Raw genomic sequence first — 16,662 nt, 5'->3', positions numbered from 1 at the left:
ATGGGGAATAGATTACAAGGATTCTTTAATGACTTTTTTATAATACTGGACTGATAGGAATCCGAAGACTGAATACAAAACGGTATAAATCGACATGACAATGAGCATTGGTGCCCACAGTTCACCGCCGAATAAAAACCAGCCTGACTGTACCGCAAAGTAGCTATGCAGCAATCCGGTGATGAGCGGAATACCAAAGTTAAATAGCTGTTTGAGTCGAATGCCTTTTAATAGATCTTTCTCAGTAAAACCAAGCTTACGTAAGATCGTGTACGAGCTTTGTTCCTCTTCACTTTCATTCATTTGTTTGAAGTATAAAATACAGCCTGATGTGACAAGGAAGCTTAGGCCTAAAAATCCGACGACAAACATCATCAGTCCTATTGTTTGCTTTTGCTGCTGAGTTGAAGCTAATCGAGACATGCTGTCATCACCCAGTTTTAAAGAAGTAAAGACGTCATTGGCTTGTTCAATATGTTTCTCATCTTTTACATTGATCGCAATATATTGGTTATTCTTAAGCTGAAGCTTAGGATCCTTGTTTTGGTCCAACTGCTCAAAGACGTTTTGACTAACAACGGCAACAGGCAGGCCGCCAGCAGTGAACCGGTAAGAGATTAAGTGATCCTTCTTCATATCAATGACTTTTAAATCGAGTGGTTTCTTTATCAGAAGTTTCACATCACCTGAGCTTTTAATCGGCATGAATTTTTTCAATAAATCATTGTAGCCGCTTAACATGACTTCGTTGTTCTCCACATGAATGCTTGGTACGTTCCTCTCACTGATCACAGGAAATGTCAAAACTCCTGGATTCTTATTCAAGCTTCTTAACTCCGTATCAATGATCTTCTTTGCATCAAAATCAGCTTGAATGACCTTGAATTGTGTTTCTTCATAAGCAATATGTTTGTCAGAAAGTGCACGAGTGAAGGTGGCTGCTTCCTTTTCAGAGCCCATGACGAAATGAGCTGGAATTTGTTGTTCAGCGGTTTTTTCTGCTGAGTAATAGGAAATGTAGCTAAGTGATAACAAACCGATCGCAAGTGCAGATACTGTAGTAATAATCGTTAAAAGCAGTGCATTTGATTTTAGTCTGAACATAATTGATGACAGAGACAGGACTTCATGAATGGCAAGGTAGCCATTCTTTCTCTTACGTACAATATTGGCTATGAACGAAACAGAGCCTTTATAAAAAAGAAAGGTACCAATAATGACAGAACCTAGAATATAAATCATGGCCAAAGATAACGAAAGCATTGACGTGTATGTGCCACTAAAAAGCTGAGAAGAAATGTAATAGCCTGAGCTGATTAAGACAATACCGAAAACCCCAATGATGATTTCAAATACTGATATTTTTTTGATACGTTGCTCTGTAGAAGACGTCGTTCTAAATAAAGATAGGATCGTTTGCTTTTTAATAAAACGTCTATTTCTCAGCATAATCAATACATAAATCAATAAAAAGACAATGATCGTTTGCAGAAGGGCCATGCCTGAAAAATGAAGGTTGGCGATGGCGTTAACGCCTGTCACTTTAAATAGCACCATCAGCATGAGCTTTGAACCGATAAATCCGGCGATTATGCCAAGAGCCATGGCGATCACGTATAGGATAAAGTTTTCTGCGTTGAGCAGTCTGGCAATTTTTTGTTTGGTCATCCCAATGAGCTGCAGCAGGCCAATTTCTTTCCCTCTGCGCTTAATGAAAATGCTGTTCGCATATAACAGGAAGATGCCGACGATGGCAATGAGCAGGATTGAAGCGGCTTTAATTGACGCACCGCCTTTAATAGACCCTTTCACATCATCAAGTGCCGGTGAATACTGCAAGGTGACAAAAGAAAAATAGAGCGCCACACTAAATACAAGAGCGAACACGTATAAGTAGTAATTCTTCAGATTTTTCTTCAGGTTCCGGAAGACGAGCTGATTAATGTTCATGCTTCACACCGCCTAAGACACCCTGGGTTTTCATAATATCTTCGAAAAACATCTTTCTCTCTAAAGCGCCTTTATTTAACTGTGTATAGATCTGTCCATCCTTGATAAAAATGACTCGTCTTGAATAGCTGGCGGCGACAGGATCATGTGTGACCATCACAATGGTCGCTTTTCGTTTTTGATTAAAATCTTGCAGCTTGTTGAGTAAATCAGATGCCGATTTGGAATCAAGTGCCCCAGTTGGTTCATCCGCGAAAATGAGACTAGGCTCATGAATGAAGGCACGAACTGCCGATGTCCGCTGCTTTTGTCCCCCAGACAGTTCATTCGGATATTTGTCTCTTAGTTCATAAATCCCCATATCCTCTGCTAGCTGTTGAAAACGTTCAAAAGCTTCTTTTTTAGGTGTTTTGGAGATTGATAATGGTAAAAGGATGTTCTCTTTGACCGTGAGCGTATCAAGTAAGTTATAATCCTGAAAGACAAAGCCAAGCTGCTTTTTTCTGAATTCAGCGAGCTGCTGATCTTTCATTTGAGTCATCTCAGCATCCGCGATCCGAATGGATCCGCTGGACACATGGTCGATAGATGACAATACGTTCAGAAGGGTTGTTTTCCCCGAGCCTGATGGCCCCATAATGCTGACAAATTCTCCAGCTTCTATGGTCAGATCAATGCCTTTGAGCACCTCTTGTTTATTGAATTTATTTCCGTAGCTTTTATATAGCTTGCGCGCTTCTAAAATGTTCATGTGTCGAACCCCTTTTTCTTTTTAATTGATAACTTTATTATAAAAAGAAGCCAGACCGACTTCCTTCGATTTGGCGAACAAAACAGACGAGCATGTGACATTATTGTCACATGCTTGTTTTTTAAAACCATTCACATGTTTTTATGTAGAATTCGCACCTATTATTTAGAAACTTTCCTTATCTTTTATAGAAAGCGGTGCTCTTTATCATTCATTTTATCTGTTTTTTGTTCTTATGTATCAATCTTCTTTGATTTTCTTGTCATCATGAATTCGGATGTATATTAAAAAATTCATGTGTTGAACCTTTACGTGGTATTTTTTTTCATGTATGCTATGCATATCAAATATATGCATAGTATATCTATGTATTAGGAGTGATTGTAAATGAAAGTGAGTAAAGAACTTCTAAAGGGAAGTACAGCTACACTTATTTTAAGCTTATTAAATGAAAAACCGATGTATGGATATGAAATGATTAAAGAATTGGAGGAGAAGTCCGAAGGTATTTTTAGCTTTAAAGAGGGAACGATCTATCCTATTTTGCACAATTTGGAGGGGAAAGAATTGATTGTCTCTTATTGGGGCGAAGGAAATGGCAACCGGAAAAGAAAGTATTACAAAATAAATGAACAGGGCAAAGCATTTATAGAGGAAAAGAAAGAAGAGTGGAACGTTTTCAAAGATGCAGTCGATGGCGTTCTGAACGGGGAGAAAATCGTATGGGATTAGAAAAAAAGTTCGAAAAGTATATAAAGGATGTATGTAAACGAATCAAAAATAAAGATGTACATTCGAGTATAAAGCTTGAGCTTAGTGATCATCTATATACGCTAAAAGAGGAAGCGATGAATACTGGGATGACTGAAGAAGAGGCAGTAGATCAAGCGCTGGATCAAATTGGAGATGCTGCCATTCTCGGAACGCAGCTCCATGAAACTCATAAAACCCAAATGGATCTTAAAACGATACTTGTTGTGTTAGCTACTTGTTCATTTGGGCTGCTTGCGATGTACTTTTTACAGTTTCATTCTAGTTTTACAAACCTTCAAGACATGAATATTTTTTATAAAAGTCTCGTTTTTTATCTATTTGGTCTTGTGCTTATGTTTGGTTTGTTTGCTTTCGATTATCGACGCTTATTGAAATACTCTTGGCATTTATACATAGGGACGCTCGGAACGCTTTTTCTTACGATGTTTTTTGGTATAAGAGTGAACGGTATTCTTTTTTTAAGAATAAGTGATGTATCAATCAATCTGACTGAGATTGTGCCGTTTCTGGTGGCTATTTCTTTAGCGGGTATTTTTCACTCTTGGAATTGGGGGAATGGTTTCAAATCTTGGCTCGGAGTAGGGATTATGGCTTTACCCATTCTTTTAATAAGTACGATTGGCTCGCTTCCTGCGACCATCATCTGTATCGTCATGTGCATAACGATTATGTATGTGTCTGGTGCAAGTTTGAGGCAAATGATTCCGCTGACAGCAGCAGGAGTTTTATATCTTATTGTAGAAATTTTTTCTCTTTTTCAAGCAGATAGGTACCCTTACTTTTACACAGTTCATGAATTTAGCTCAAACGGGCTTCACATCACTCCGTATGCACTGTCTGAGGTTCACACTGATTGGATGTTTACGTATATCATTTATTCATTTGGCTGGTTCGCAGGGTTGACTGCTTTCATGCTGTTTGTCATTTTTATATACAGAATATTTCATACAGCAAAACGAGTCCAATTGGCTTATGGGAAAATGGTCATGACAGGCTTTGCAGCTACGTTTGCAACAAAATTCATCTTGAGTATTTTCACAAACTTTGGATTTTTGCCTTTACCTGGAGTGTCCATGCCTTTCATGAGCTATGGGGGTTCACATATTCTTCTAGAAATGATGGCTGTTGGCCTGCTCTTGGGTATTTATAGAAGAAGACAGATGGGAGATGTTTTTCACCAAGAAGCGGGAAATATTTCTTAAGTAGATCACCCAATCTCTTCATGCCAGCTTTCAGTCTTTGATAAAGAGATTGGATGTGACCCGTCATGTGTTTACATGCTCGCAATACGAACAAAATCATTCTTTTTCGGAAAGATAAAGGTGAAGGTTGTACCTTGATCTATAGTGGAGTTGACCTCGATCGTGATATGAAGAGCGTCTGCTCCTTTTTTGGTTAAATAGAGCCCCATTCCCGTTGATGCGGTGTCATGATGATGTCTTGTTGAAGTAAAGCCCTTTTCGAATATACGAGACACGTCTCTTGGGTCAATTCCTCTGCCTTGATCTGTGATCGACAGTACCACTTGTTCATTCATTTGTCTGCTTTCGATGACAATATCAGACGAATGGCTGTACTTGACTGCGTTTGTCAGCACTTGTCTGATCATAAAGGATAACCATTTTGTATCACTTAATACGTCTCGTTCTTCAAGCGCCAGTTCAAAGCCAATTCCTTTTTGCATGCACCATGATTGGAGGGCTTTGATTTCTTTCGCTATGATGCTTTGCAGATCCAGCTTTTCAATAAATAAATCATTTTCGATATGACGTATTCTGCTTTGGTGCAGCTGGGCATCGAGTAATAAATGAATTCTAAGCCACTCGTACGTCATATTTGATTTCAGCGGCTGCTCTGTTAAGCGGTCAATCATTAAATGCATGGCCGTGAGCGGTGTTTTGACCTCATGTATCCATGAAAGCAGTTCATCTTTTTCTTCTTCAAGGGCGATTTTCTGCTCAGCCGCCATCTGCCTGTAGCGGTCGATTTGCTCTGACGTCGCATCATGTACGAGCTGTTCAAATGGGGAAGAGGGAGCGAGCGGCATTTGATGATCAATATTTTCGTCCCATTCTTTCAGCCTCTCATAATAAGCCGTTTCTTTTCGATAACGAAAAAAGAGAAAGACGATCATGAGTAACGTAGACAGTAACACGATATAAAAAAGAGAAGCCATTGGAATGGTCGTATCCAAATAAGCAACAAAAAGAATGAGAAGCTGCAAACTAAGAAAGAACAGAATCCAGCTTCTTCGTTCTTTTAAAAATGCTTGGAGCATCATTGATCATCCTTTTCCTTTGCAAGATAACCCTGACCTACTCTTGTTTCAATGAAGGTGCCAAGGGAGATCTCGTCTAGTTTTTTTCTTAGGCGATTGACGTTGACAGTCAGCGTATTATCACTCACAAACCGTTCGTCCTCCCATAACGCTTGTATGAGTGATTCCCGGCTGACGATATGATGTTTATGCTGAACCAATTCCTTGAGAATAAATAATTCATTTTTCGTTAATTCAACCTCACCATGTTCATTTGTCACGGTGTTTTTTTCTAGGTCAATGGTAGCGCCGCACCAAACCTTTAAGTTGACCGGCTCCGCATTATAATCATGTACGCGCCGAAGAACAGCACTGACTTTGGCGATAAGCACGTCAAAGTGAAAGGGCTTTTGCACAAAATCATCAGCACCGAGCTGCATCGACATGACCATATCAGCAGGGTGGTCTCGAGATGAGAGGAAGATGATCGGAACATTTGAATGATGGCGAATCATCCGGCACCAATGAAAGCCATCGTATTTCGGCAGCTGAATATCAATGATGACTAGATCAGGCTGAATGGAGGTGAATTCCTGCATGACCTGATGAAAATCGTGAATCCCATAGACCTCATAGGACCAGTTGACTAAACGTTCTTTGATTTCTTGGAAGAGGGTTGTATCGTCCTCAATCAGCAAAATTTTAAACAAAACCAGCACCACACTTTTTGAATTAGCTTGTATGTAATTGTAGCGGAAAAAAGGCGCTGCCGCTAGAAGTAGACAAGAAAAAAGCAAGGGAAGAGGTCCCTTGCTTCAGCTTATTTACCTAAAAAATGCTTTTTAAAGAATGATAGTTGATATTCAAGTGTGAGTGGATCATTAAAGTAAAATTCTTCAGCATTTGCTTCGAACACACGATGTTTTTTCACGGCAGGAATGGACTTGTAGATTTCACTGTTTTGATAGGAATTGTCCATTTCGCTGTTTTTGCTAATGATGATATAGTCTCCAGCAAATTCAGGGATGACCTCTTGCGAAACTGCATAGTAGCCAGCTTTTAATGCTTTTTCTTTCACTTTCTCAGGCATTTTCAGTTTCATTTCTTGATAGAGGATTTCTGTACCGCGACCCCATGCATCTCCAAACACATAAAGATCTTTTGTGCCGCTTTCAAACACAGAAACCGTCGCATCTTGACCGATTTTTGCTTTGATTTCTTTTCCAGCTTCAGCTGCGCGTTCTTTGAAATCTTTCACCCATGCTTTGGCTTCTTTTTCTTTGTTTAATACTTTTCCAATTTCAATGTGCTGTTGAAGGTAATCGACTTTGTTATACGTGAACAAGACTGTTGGTGCGATTTTTTTCAGTTTCTCTACATTTTTTGTATTGTTTAAGCCTATGATGACATCAGGCTTTAGCTTCATGATTTTTTCCACATTCTCATCCGATACTTCTTCCACATTTTTTAATTCCTTTTGGAAGCGTGGATTCTTTTTTGACCAAGAGTCAACGCCAACAAGGTTCACACCAAGTGACATGACATTGCCCGTGTAAGATCCGAGAACAACGACACGTTTTGGATGGGCTGGCAGCTTCACAGGGCCATTTTCAGATTGATATGTAATCTTGTCTGATGACGTTGATTGATTTCCTTTATTTGAGGAAGAGTTGCTGCTATTGCCACATGCGCTCAATACAAGTACAAAGATGAGCATCAGAGGGAACAATATTTTCTTCATGAATGTAGACTCCTTTGAAATCGGCACATATGCCGGATATTTGTTTGTATTAGTGATAATGATAATTATTATCACTCGGATATCATATCATAAGACTGCGGTCTGTTGTCAATTACATTTTGTCAGTTGCTGATAAAAAACAGAGGGAATTTTTTAGAAAGAAAAAAAGATCAAGGCACCGTATGACCTGATCTTTTTTTTATTTAAACCAGCCTTTTTCTTTAGAGCGTGTGATGGCCTCAATACGGTTTTTGACTTCTAGTTTATCTAAAATAATGGAAATGTAGTTACGGACAGTGCCGCTTTTAATGCTGAGTTCCTTTGCGATCTCTTTCGTGTTTTTGCCGTCTGCGACGAGTTCAAGGACGGATTTTTCTCGTTGGGTTAAAGGATTTTCGTCGCTATATAAGTCTTCCATCAATTCAGGGGCGTATACCTTTTTTCCTTTCATCACGCTGCGAATGGCACTTGCCAGATCTTCGCTTGGGCTGTCTTTCAGCATATAGCCGCTAACGCCAGCTTTCAACGCCCTTTGGAAATATCCAGAACGGGCAAAGGTCGTTAAAATGATGATTTTCACATCTGATTCCTTGAGTTCTTCGGCTGCATCCAGTCCAGATTTCCCTGGCATTTCAATATCCATTAAACAAATATCAACGGGGTGTTTTTTAGCAAAATCAATGGCGTCCTGGCCGTTTGTGCCTTTTCCAACAACCGTCATATCCTCTTCTAAATCAAGTAGTGAACCGAGTGCACCAAGCAGCATTTGCTGATCCTCTGCGATAAAAATGTTGATCATTTCATTCCCTCCTGTTCTTTTGCTGCTGAATCATTTGGAATGCTCATGATCAGCTTCGTCCCATCTTTTGTCTCAAGGTGAAGGCGTCCATTTGCAAATTCCAATCGTTCTCTAATCCCTAAAAGGCCATGTCCCTTCGTTTGAGAGGAGGGGGGATCTCCTTTAAATGTCCCATCATCTTCAACCGTGATGACTGCTTCTTTTGACTTTTGATGAATGGTTATTTTACAGACTGTGGCATCACTATGTTTGACGATATTGGTGACTGCTTCTTTGATACACATGCTCACAATGTTTTCGTTGAGAAGAGAGATGTGTTTCGGTGCTTCCTTTTCATCATAGATCAATTCTATCCCGGCCGCTTCGAGAATTTGCTCTATGTTCAACATTTCATCCTTGATCCGAATACCTTTCATGGAGGAAACAATTTTCCGCACTTCATTGAGAGACGTTCTGGCTGTTTGCTGGACGCTTTTCAGTTCGGCACGTGCCTGCTCTGGGTCTTTATAAACTAGTTTTCGGGCAAGATCACTCTTTAAACCGATGAGGGAAAGCTTTTGTCCAAGGGTATCATGCAGATCACGTGCAATGCGCTGCCTTTCTTCAATTTTTACAAGGTCAGCGATACGTTCATTGGCATCTTCTAATTTCTCTTCGAGCCGTTCACGTTCCTTCCTGCTTCGAATGCTGAGAGGGAGGAGAATGGCACTAATGAGTGTAATAAGAACCAAGGGAATTTGCGTGAGAAACCAGCCCTTTTTTAAGATCAGACTGAAGTTTACCGCAATGGCGGCGCTCCCGACATGAATATAGTATAAGATATAGAAAGGTACTTTTCTTTTAATATGCCCATTGAAATAGGCGATGCAAAAAGCGAAATAAATGTAGCTGTAGAGTATGACATAGCCAGTAGAAATCGCAATCAAGAGAAGGCCTAATACATATAAAGACCAGCCTTTTGCGATAAAGGCAAAACGATAGACAGCGAAAAAGACAACGTTCAAAATAATGCCGATCACAATGCCTAAAGTCGAAGGAGCCTTAATGATAAAATAAAAGGGAAGGATGAAAAAAATGGCCCATATATACGGGGATATCCCATGCAATTTTTGAATTTTAAGTTGTTTTTTCATCCGTGAATCACCTTTTCCATTTTTTCTTTCTTTTTCACTACTTTATCAAATTGAACACGTTATCGCATCCTGTAAATACCAACAAGCTCCTTCTATTGTAAGAAAGAGCTTGCGTCGTTTATGCATTCTTCTTGAGAATGTCTCCTTTGATGACAGGTGTACTTTTCGTCTGACGTGCTTCTTTAAAGGTAACGAATGCTTTCGTTTCTTCATCCCAAAGTCTAAATTTCATTGACTCGATGCTTGTTTTTAAAGTGATGGTTGGAACATTTTGAAGCGGCTCACTATGCTCATGAGCATGCTCCAAATGATAATTCGGTACCCTCGGACTTAAATGATGGACATGGTGATAACCGATATTGCCTGTTAACCATTGAAGGAGCTTTGGCAATTTGTAAAAAGAACTGCCTTCTACAGCTGCTTGCACATAATTCCAATTCTCATCTGCTTCAAAGTAAGAATCCTCAAACGTATGCTGCACATAAAACAGCCATACACCGATTGATCCAGAAATCAGAAAGATTGGACCTTGGACAAGTAACAAACCTTGCCAGCCAAAAAGGAGATAGGTCGCCCCTGCGAGCAAAACAATCGATATGTTTGTGAAATAGGTATTCCAGCGCTCTTTTTTACGAGCGTTTTTGACGTTGAAACGGTTTTGAAACAGGAAAACAAAGATCGGTCCTAAAATAAACATGACAAAAGGATTGCGATAAAATCTGTAGCGAAATTTCGTCCATGCAGATGCTTCTTGATATTCTTTGACTGTCAGGAGCCAAATGTCACCAGTACCTCGTTTGTCTAAATTACTGCTTGTGGCATGGTGAATCGAATGATCTCTTTGCCATTGAAGATAAGGGAAAAGGGTGAGTACACCTGTTATGAAACCAAACAGGTGATTCAGCGGTTTCTGTTTAAAAAAGGATTGGTGGCAGCAGTCGTGAAAAATAATAAAGACACGTACTAAAAAACCAGCTGCAATAACCGCAAAGAAGAGGGTTAAAAGGTAGGAGATGTTCAGGCTATAATAGGCAAGAAACCAAAGCCCCAAAAATGGAATAAATGTATTAAAGAGTTGCATGATACTTTTTTTTGAATCAGCACCAGAAAATTGACCTACTTGTTTTCTTAAAGTCGCTTGCTGCTGCGTGTTTGTTGAAGTTGTCATGAAAGTTCAAGTCCTTTCCGTTTCTTTCTACTTCAAAGTATAGAAGGAAAGGCGTCATGCTCATAGTAGCACCCATCATGTATTCAATATGACATTTGTCATGTTGATTGCAGGAAAGGCTGACGGTATCAAGGTTTGTAAGCTTATTTTATTTTAAATAAAAAAGTAAAGGCGATTAGCCTTCACTTTTTATGAACGTGCTTCATGAACTTTTAACTGCTTGCCTTTAATGGTTGTGTGGCGCATGGCATTCAGCACAAGAGGGCCTTTACCGTTTAAAATATCGACATATGTTTTTGTATCTTGAATGGTAATAATCCCAATGTCATCAAAGGCAACGCCTTCTATTTTGGCAATGGTCCCAACGAAATCAACAGCCCGCAGCTTCTTTTTCTTCCCGCCGTTAAAATAAAGCTTCATTATATCCTTTTCAACGCCTGCCTGTTTATTTTCCTTTTGAATCGGCGTTTCAATCTTTTCTTCAAAGCGTTCTACATGCTGCTCTGCGTCTTCCTTTGTTGGGTATGGCTGCGTCTTGAAATCAATACCTGCTTCCTGCTTTAATTCATCAATCAGAGGCTTTGCATTATTGGTCATAAACGCAATGGTTTTTCCGCTTTTCCCCGCTCTGCCTGTTCTTCCTGTTCGGTGAATATAGCGCTCTTTTTCATAGGGGAGGTCATAATGAATCACATGTGTCATATCACTGACATCAATGCCCCGGGCTGCTATATCGGTTGCGATCAAATAACGGAATTCGCCGTTTTTGAATTCATCCATAACAGCGAAGCGGTCTTCTTGTCTCATGCCTCCATGAATTTTGTCACAAGGCACATCCCATTCATCCAGCTTCATCGTGAGTTCATTCACTCGGTCCTGTGTATTACAGAAAATAATGCAGCTATCTGGATTTTCAATGACGATCGTACGCTGAAGAAGAGAGAATTTCGCTTCTTCTTCCGTTTCAATCACGGTGTGGGTGATTTGTGGTACAGACGTTTCCGCGCGTGCTATTTCAATTACTTTTGGTGATTGTAGAAACTGTTCACTTAATTTCTTCATCTCATCTGACATGGTCGCTGAAAAGAGCATTGACATGCGCTTTGGTGGCAGATACTGAATAATAGAAGAGACTTGATCAATAAATCCCATGTTCAGCATTTCATCCGCTTCATCTAACACGAAAAATTTAAGGTTTTCTAAGGAAAGAGTACCTTTCTCAAGGTGATCTAAGACTCGTCCTGGTGTTCCGCACACAATGTGGTTTTTTTGTGCAAGCTCTACTTTTTGAGCTTGGAAAGGGGCTTTTCCATAAATGGCTGCGGCTTTGATTCGTTTCAATCGTCCAAGGCTTGTGAGATCCTGTTTGACCTGCATGGCGAGTTCTCGCGTTGGAACGAGGATAAGGGCTTGAGGTTTATTTTCAGCCCAATCCACCATTTCACAAATCGGCAGACCGTAGGCTGCTGTCTTGCCGCTGCCTGTCTGAGATTTGACGATTAGATCCTGCTTTGAAAAAGCCACGGATAACGTTTCGTGCTGAACGGGTGTTGGTGTATGGAAGTGAAGCGCTTCTAACGCTTGTTTCAATTCATTGCTTAATGGATATTGATCAAAATGTTGTAATGGCATCGTGTTCTCCTTTTTCGTACATTCATACTTGTGACATCATACCATATCTTTTCAAAGACACCATGACCTTGAATGAAAAGACATAAAAAAAGCCCCATATAGGAGCTTTTTGATTAAAGGAATCTGCGTTTGACTTTTTCCCAGTATGAGTTGTCTTTTAATTTCACCGTTTTAATCACTTTTCCTGAAAGGCCGATGTCAATTTGTTTGACGTGTTTTGTGCCGAGCGCTTCATTATCTAGCCCGATAATTGGATGGTCGTTTCCGTCCTGCACGACCTTTAGCGTCAGCTTGCGGTCACTACTTAAAATGAAAGGAGCGCCAAGCGTACGGTACGAGTTGTTATTAAGCGATGCAAGCTCTGTCACTTGCATACAAGGGAGCATCGGATCAACCACGGCGCCGTTTACGGATTTATTGTAGGCCGTTGAGCCGGTTGGAGTGGAAATAATCATCCCGTCGCCTCTAAACGTTTCAAAGTGAAAATCATCTATATATACATCGATGACAAATGTTTTAATGATGCTAGAGCGGATCGACAGCTCGTTCAAGCAATGGAACTGGTTTGTACTGTCAACGCTTACATCGATGATCGGATATTTTCTCACTTCAATCTGTTCGGTGTTCATGGCATCAATCATTTTATCAAAATGTTCTATTGAAAAATCGCAGTATAAATGCGAATTCTCTGTTTTTGATACCCCTACATACAAGCAGTCATCACGGAAATTCGTTTTGCGGACTGCTTGAAGGAATGTGCCATCTCCGCCAATTGAAGCAATAATATGGGCATCTTCTGCACGCTTTACGACTTGAAAGCCTTGTTCAGTAGCGAGCTTCTCCAGAGAAGAAATGTGTCCATCCAATTCATGATCTTTTTTGTAAAAGAAAAATACATTGCGACGATTGTCTGTCATTGACGTTCTCCCCTTTGTTGTCAAAAATAGATTTCCAATATTAAAGGGCTTACATGTAAAACCCTTGCTCACATTTTACACTTTTTTCATATGAAAGTAAAAACATTAGAAAGACGCCAATTATGATAGGATTCGCTTTTTAGAAATGAGTCGATGTAAGTGATTTGAAATGGCTATCTTTGAGCATAATTGAATAGCTGTGTTCTAATGAAAGAATGGTTTGGGTGTTTTGTTGTGGTGAACCTCTAGACTATTAGGTGTAGGGAGAGGATAAAAAAACCAATTTCTCGTCATGAGCTTCTGATAGTAGACGATGTAAAGTTGATCGTCATTTAAGATAGGTGCTATCATATGTTGAAATGAAATGTAAAAAAACCACAATTCCTGTGAAACATTTCATGTGAATATTCGTATGAATGAAGTGAGACAAAAAAGGAGGAGAAAGAGATGAATGCGAAAAGATGGGTAGCCTTAATCATTGCACTCGGTGTTTTCGGATGTTCAATGGTGATCAGTGTCACGATGGCCTTGTTCGAAAACTTCAATGATAATAAAATGAGCTATCAATTCGGGGATGAAATAGAAGAGAAGGTACTAGAGGACGGAAGCGGTGCAGGTAAAATTGCTGTTCTTGAGATTAATGGAACCATTCAAGATAACGGGGGTGCATCAAGCCTTTTAGGCGGAGAAGCGTATGATCATCGTGCTTTCTTAAAAGAACTAGATAAAGCAAAAGAGGATGCCTCTGTAAAAGGTGTACTGCTGCGAGTGAACTCTCCTGGCGGTGGTGTCTATGAAAGTGCTGAAATACATAAAAAATTAGAAGAAGTGAAAAAAGCGAAGAAGCCGATTTACGTCTCCATGGGATCAATGGCAGCTTCTGGCGGTTATTATGTGTCGACACCAGCGAAGAAAATCTTTGCTTCACCTGAAACATTAACAGGTTCTCTAGGCGTGATCATGCAAAGTTTGAATTATTCAAAGCTGGCGGATAATTTAGGCATTAAATATGAAACGATTAAGAGCGGGAAATTCAAAGATATTATGTCTCCAAATCGTGATATGACAAAGGATGAGCGCGACATCATGCAAAGCATGGTCGACAACTCCTATGAAGGCTTTGTCAAAGTCATTTCTGAAGGACGCGGTATGTCTAAACAGGACGTCAAGAAAATTGCCGATGGCCGAGTATATGACGGAACACAGGCGAAGTCTAACGGGTTAGTGGATGAGCTTGGATACTATGAAGATGCACTAAAAGCGATGAAGAAAAATGAAAAAGGCTTAAAAGGGGCAAAAGTCATCAGCTATTCTCAAAGCTTTGGCTGGAACTCTCTCCTCAATATGAGTGCAAGCAAGCTCTTTAAAAGCGAAATTGATTTTCTGAATTTAAAAGAAACACTGGCTGGCTCAAACGGGTCTAAACCGATGTATCTCTATTCAAAATAAAGGAGGGATCATAGATGGATTCTACATTCGATGAAGTAAGCGAAAGCCGCAGCCAGCAGGAAGAATTGAAGCCCTCCTTTGCGAAGCGCGCTTCAATTGAAGCGCAGGCCTTTGCAGGTTTTTGGATTAGATTTTGGGCGTTTATCCTTGATTGGCTCGTCGTTTGGGGTGTTAACCATTTGACGGTTTCTCCAATCTTTAGTCTGTTTGGCTGGTCAAAAGGAGGCGGATGGTTTTCTCCATTTTCCGTCACAACGACGATTGTTTTCCTCCTTTATTTCGCCATCATGACGAAAATCTTTCATCAAACACTCGGCAAGATGGTGTTTGGGATCAAAGTGGTCTCCCTTCAGCCTGAGAAGCAACTGACATGGGATGTCATTTTCTTTAGAGAAATTGTGGGACGATATATTAATACGCTTTTTGTTCTCTATGCTGTTGTTGGGTTCTCACCGAAAAAGCAAGGGGTTCACGACTACTTTGCTGATACGGTGGTTGTCCATGAACATCTATATGAAAAAACAGAATCAAACATATAATTCAGAGAGAGTTTGGCCGGGTACCGGTCAAACTCTTTTTTGATGATTGGGTATAAAATCCAGAATGAGAGCCATAATCGTAGGGGAAGCATCATTTGTTACGGAGGAAGTGAGCACAGTGCTTTACGTTTGGATCGCAGCTTTTTTGTTTCTTGTGATCTTATTGGTCTTCATGAAAGTGACCATTTCATTGGAGTATTCACATGCAAATGACAATGACCACATTGCGCTGAAGGTCATTACCTTATATGGAATGGTGAGACTCAAAAAAGAGATTCCGATGGTGAGAGTGAATCCGGAAGATCAAACGATTGATATTCGTGAAAAGAAAATGGCTAGCTCCAAAACGCCTAGTCACGAAAAAGAATCCATGCATAAAAAAGTGGGAAAACGTGATGTGAAGGAAATCCTTCATCAAATGGAACGTATTACAAAAGAGATAGTCGATCTAAACCGGATCATACGCAAGTTCTTCATTCACATCAAAATTGTATCGTTTCACTGGTCGACATGGATCGGCTTTCATGACGCGGCTTTAACTGGTGTAGCCGCCGGCGGCGTGTGGTCAGTCAAAGGAGCACTGCTTGCTTTTATGCAGGAGCATCTCACCTTTAAGCATAAACCGGTATATGAAGTCATTCCTGCCTTTCAGCACAATGTGTCACAGACCCAATTTACATGTATAGCTTATTTTCGTATTGGACATGCTATGCTTGCAGCCATTCGATTACTTGTCCATTGGTTAAAAGGAAGAAAGGCGAGAAAAAGTGCCTCTCTTCAAGCAACGAAGAATGAATCATCTGTTTAAGGAGGAACCCGAAAATGGCAGATCATCCAATCCAAGGTCTGATGAAGACAGCGATGGAAAACTTAAAAGAAATGATAGATGTGAATACGATCATCGGCGATCCAGTCGAAACCCCTGACGGCAGTGTCATTCTCACTGTGTCAAAGGTCGGTTTTGGATTTGCAGCCGGCGGCAGTGAATTTAACGGGAATCAAAAGAAAGAAAAACGTTCTGATGAACAAGAACGAAAAGAACCGAGACTCCCATTTGGCGGCGGAAGCGGCGGCGGGGTATCCATTACACCAATAGCCTTCTTAATTGTGGGAACAAACGGAGTTCGAATGCTTCATTTGGATGAACATACACATCTGCTTGATAAAATATTGGATTCTGCTCCTCAAGCAATTGAACGTCTTCAGCACATGTTTAAGAAAGATGAACGGGAGCACCGCCACAAAGAACGAAAACTAGATGACATAGACCTTTAAAAAGTTAGCTGCGCTGCAGTTAACTTCAGCGTGTAGACAAACCCTCGCATTCGTTGTCAGTCCTGCGCGCCGGTGCTCACGAATGTCAAATTCGCTCCGCTCCGATGCTCGTCCTTCCTAGACTTCAAAGGTTTTCTATCACGCTGAAAAGAAGACAAAGGGCTAAAATAAAGATCATTTTAGCCCTTTGTCAACAATCTGAAGTTAGCTGCGCTGCAGCTAACTTTTTTTTCAAAATGGACGATTAGGCTTTGCAGTTTTTTGCTTTCTCTACTAT

The 16,662-nt window shown here is 40.3% G+C and carries 16 protein-coding genes; 6 read left to right on the top strand and 10 right to left on the bottom strand.

The features are described 5' to 3' along the window. Nucleotides 1-12 precede the first annotated feature (12 nt). Complete coding sequence (locus BA70_RS09140; RefSeq protein WP_034321036.1) at nucleotides 13-1,950, bottom strand: ABC transporter permease; 1,938 nt, start codon at nucleotides 1,948-1,950, stop codon at nucleotides 13-15. Further along, nucleotides 1,940-2,701, bottom strand: a complete 762-nt coding sequence (locus BA70_RS09135) for an ABC transporter ATP-binding protein (RefSeq protein ID WP_034321034.1) — start codon at nucleotides 2,699-2,701, stop codon at nucleotides 1,940-1,942. The genes BA70_RS09140 and BA70_RS09135 overlap by 11 nt, the downstream gene beginning before the upstream one ends. Before the next feature lie 387 nt (nucleotides 2,702-3,088). Here BA70_RS09135 and BA70_RS09130 point away from each other — a divergent pair, with 387 nt between their 5' ends. Continuing rightward, nucleotides 3,089-3,433, top strand: a complete 345-nt coding sequence (locus tag BA70_RS09130; RefSeq protein WP_034321032.1) for a PadR family transcriptional regulator — start codon at nucleotides 3,089-3,091, stop codon at nucleotides 3,431-3,433. Then, nucleotides 3,424-4,677 carry an FtsW/RodA/SpoVE family cell cycle protein gene (locus BA70_RS09125; protein WP_034321030.1) on the top strand — a complete coding sequence of 418 codons (1,254 nt, stop codon included), beginning with the start codon at nucleotides 3,424-3,426 and terminating at the stop codon, nucleotides 4,675-4,677. Before BA70_RS09130 ends, BA70_RS09125 begins: the two co-directional genes overlap by 10 nt. Nucleotides 4,678-4,748: 71 nt before the next feature. Here the strand turns inward: BA70_RS09125 and BA70_RS09120 are convergent, their stop codons facing one another. The 8 genes from BA70_RS09120 to BA70_RS09085 all read right to left on the bottom strand — a co-directional run bounded on the left by BA70_RS09120 (nucleotide 4,749) and on the right by BA70_RS09085 (nucleotide 13,122). Next, complete coding sequence (locus tag BA70_RS09120) at nucleotides 4,749-5,753, bottom strand: sensor histidine kinase (RefSeq protein WP_034321028.1); 1,005 nt, start codon at nucleotides 5,751-5,753, stop codon at nucleotides 4,749-4,751. Further along, nucleotides 5,753-6,442, bottom strand: coding sequence for a response regulator transcription factor (locus BA70_RS09115; RefSeq protein WP_034321113.1), 690 nt, complete (start codon nucleotides 6,440-6,442; stop codon nucleotides 5,753-5,755). The genes BA70_RS09120 and BA70_RS09115 overlap by 1 nt, the downstream gene beginning before the upstream one ends. A gap of 110 nt (nucleotides 6,443-6,552) precedes the next feature. Next, entirely contained in the window at nucleotides 6,553-7,473 is a 921-nt protein-coding gene (locus BA70_RS09110) for an iron-hydroxamate ABC transporter substrate-binding protein (protein WP_034321026.1), read from the bottom strand. A gap of 199 nt (nucleotides 7,474-7,672) precedes the next feature. Continuing rightward, a complete protein-coding gene (locus BA70_RS09105) occupies nucleotides 7,673-8,272 on the bottom strand; it encodes a response regulator transcription factor (RefSeq protein WP_034321025.1) in 600 nt (199 codons plus the stop codon). After that, nucleotides 8,269-9,405 (bottom strand): sensor histidine kinase, encoded by a 1,137-nt coding sequence (locus BA70_RS09100; protein ID WP_034321022.1) that lies wholly within the window; start codon nucleotides 9,403-9,405, stop codon nucleotides 8,269-8,271. The genes BA70_RS09105 and BA70_RS09100 overlap by 4 nt, the downstream gene beginning before the upstream one ends. 118 nt (nucleotides 9,406-9,523) lie before the next feature. Beyond that, complete coding sequence (gene desA, locus BA70_RS09095) at nucleotides 9,524-10,573, bottom strand: Delta(5) desaturase DesA (protein WP_034321020.1); 1,050 nt, start codon at nucleotides 10,571-10,573, stop codon at nucleotides 9,524-9,526. Between the two features lie 189 nt (nucleotides 10,574-10,762). Then, the gene (locus BA70_RS09090; RefSeq protein WP_034321017.1) at nucleotides 10,763-12,205 is read right to left on the bottom strand and encodes a DEAD/DEAH box helicase; all 1,443 of its coding nucleotides are present in this window, start codon (nucleotides 12,203-12,205) and stop codon (nucleotides 10,763-10,765) included. Nucleotides 12,206-12,318: 113 nt separating this feature from the next. Further along, nucleotides 12,319-13,122, bottom strand: a complete 804-nt coding sequence (locus BA70_RS09085) for an NAD kinase (RefSeq protein WP_034321014.1) — start codon at nucleotides 13,120-13,122, stop codon at nucleotides 12,319-12,321. A gap of 447 nt (nucleotides 13,123-13,569) precedes the next feature. Here BA70_RS09085 and sppA point away from each other — a divergent pair, with 447 nt between their 5' ends. The 4 genes from sppA (at nucleotide 13,570) to ytfJ (ending at nucleotide 16,385) form a co-directional block, all read left to right on the top strand. Then, nucleotides 13,570-14,571 (top strand): signal peptide peptidase SppA, encoded by a 1,002-nt coding sequence (gene sppA, locus BA70_RS09080; protein WP_034321012.1) that lies wholly within the window; start codon nucleotides 13,570-13,572, stop codon nucleotides 14,569-14,571. 14 nt (nucleotides 14,572-14,585) lie between these two features. Further along, nucleotides 14,586-15,110: an RDD family protein gene (locus BA70_RS09075; RefSeq protein ID WP_034321009.1), complete on the top strand. Its 525-nt coding sequence runs from the start codon at nucleotides 14,586-14,588 to the stop codon at nucleotides 15,108-15,110. A 64-nt stretch (nucleotides 15,111-15,174) separates the two neighbouring features. Then, nucleotides 15,175-15,918, top strand: a complete 744-nt coding sequence (locus BA70_RS09070) for a DUF2953 domain-containing protein (RefSeq protein ID WP_051691133.1) — start codon at nucleotides 15,175-15,177, stop codon at nucleotides 15,916-15,918. A 14-nt stretch (nucleotides 15,919-15,932) separates the two neighbouring features. Then, nucleotides 15,933-16,385 carry a GerW family sporulation protein gene (gene ytfJ / locus BA70_RS09065; RefSeq protein ID WP_007501733.1) on the top strand — a complete coding sequence of 151 codons (453 nt, stop codon included), beginning with the start codon at nucleotides 15,933-15,935 and terminating at the stop codon, nucleotides 16,383-16,385. Nucleotides 16,386-16,662: the final 277 nt, after the last annotated feature.

It is taken from the genome of Bacillus zhangzhouensis, from assembly GCF_000715205.1.
Taxonomy (GTDB): Bacteria; Bacillota; Bacilli; order Bacillales; family Bacillaceae; genus Bacillus; species Bacillus zhangzhouensis.
The sequence above is the reverse complement of the archived record's forward strand: the minus strand, read 5'-3'. Positions and strand labels throughout refer to the sequence as shown.

Excerpts from the sequence above, each read along its gene's own strand:
- BA70_RS09105 (WP_034321025.1), bottom strand. The coding sequence starts at position 8,272 with ATGATCAACATTTTTATCGCAGAGGATCAGCAAATGCTGCTTGGTGCA.
- desA (WP_034321020.1), bottom strand. The coding sequence starts at position 10,573 with ATGACAACTTCAACAAACACGCAGCAGCAAGCGACTTTAAGAAAACAA.
- BA70_RS09100 (WP_034321022.1), bottom strand. The coding sequence starts at position 9,405 with ATGAAAAAACAACTTAAAATTCAAAAATTGCATGGGATATCCCCGTAT.
- BA70_RS09075 (WP_034321009.1), top strand. The coding sequence starts at position 14,586 with ATGGATTCTACATTCGATGAAGTAAGCGAAAGCCGCAGCCAGCAGGAA.
- BA70_RS09090 (WP_034321017.1), bottom strand. The coding sequence starts at position 12,205 with ATGCCATTACAACATTTTGATCAATATCCATTAAGCAATGAATTGAAA.
- ytfJ (WP_007501733.1), top strand. The coding sequence starts at position 15,933 with ATGGCAGATCATCCAATCCAAGGTCTGATGAAGACAGCGATGGAAAAC.
- BA70_RS09125 (WP_034321030.1), top strand. The coding sequence starts at position 3,424 with ATGGGATTAGAAAAAAAGTTCGAAAAGTATATAAAGGATGTATGTAAA.
- sppA (WP_034321012.1), top strand. The coding sequence starts at position 13,570 with ATGAATGCGAAAAGATGGGTAGCCTTAATCATTGCACTCGGTGTTTTC.
- BA70_RS09120 (WP_034321028.1), bottom strand. The coding sequence starts at position 5,753 with ATGCTCCAAGCATTTTTAAAAGAACGAAGAAGCTGGATTCTGTTCTTT.
- BA70_RS09085 (WP_034321014.1), bottom strand. The coding sequence starts at position 13,122 with ATGACAGACAATCGTCGCAATGTATTTTTCTTTTACAAAAAAGATCAT.
- BA70_RS09110 (WP_034321026.1), bottom strand. The coding sequence starts at position 7,473 with ATGAAGAAAATATTGTTCCCTCTGATGCTCATCTTTGTACTTGTATTG.
- BA70_RS09130 (WP_034321032.1), top strand. The coding sequence starts at position 3,089 with ATGAAAGTGAGTAAAGAACTTCTAAAGGGAAGTACAGCTACACTTATT.
- BA70_RS09140 (WP_034321036.1), bottom strand. The coding sequence starts at position 1,950 with ATGAACATTAATCAGCTCGTCTTCCGGAACCTGAAGAAAAATCTGAAG.
- BA70_RS09135 (WP_034321034.1), bottom strand. The coding sequence starts at position 2,701 with ATGAACATTTTAGAAGCGCGCAAGCTATATAAAAGCTACGGAAATAAA.
- BA70_RS09070 (WP_051691133.1), top strand. The coding sequence starts at position 15,175 with ATGAGAGCCATAATCGTAGGGGAAGCATCATTTGTTACGGAGGAAGTG.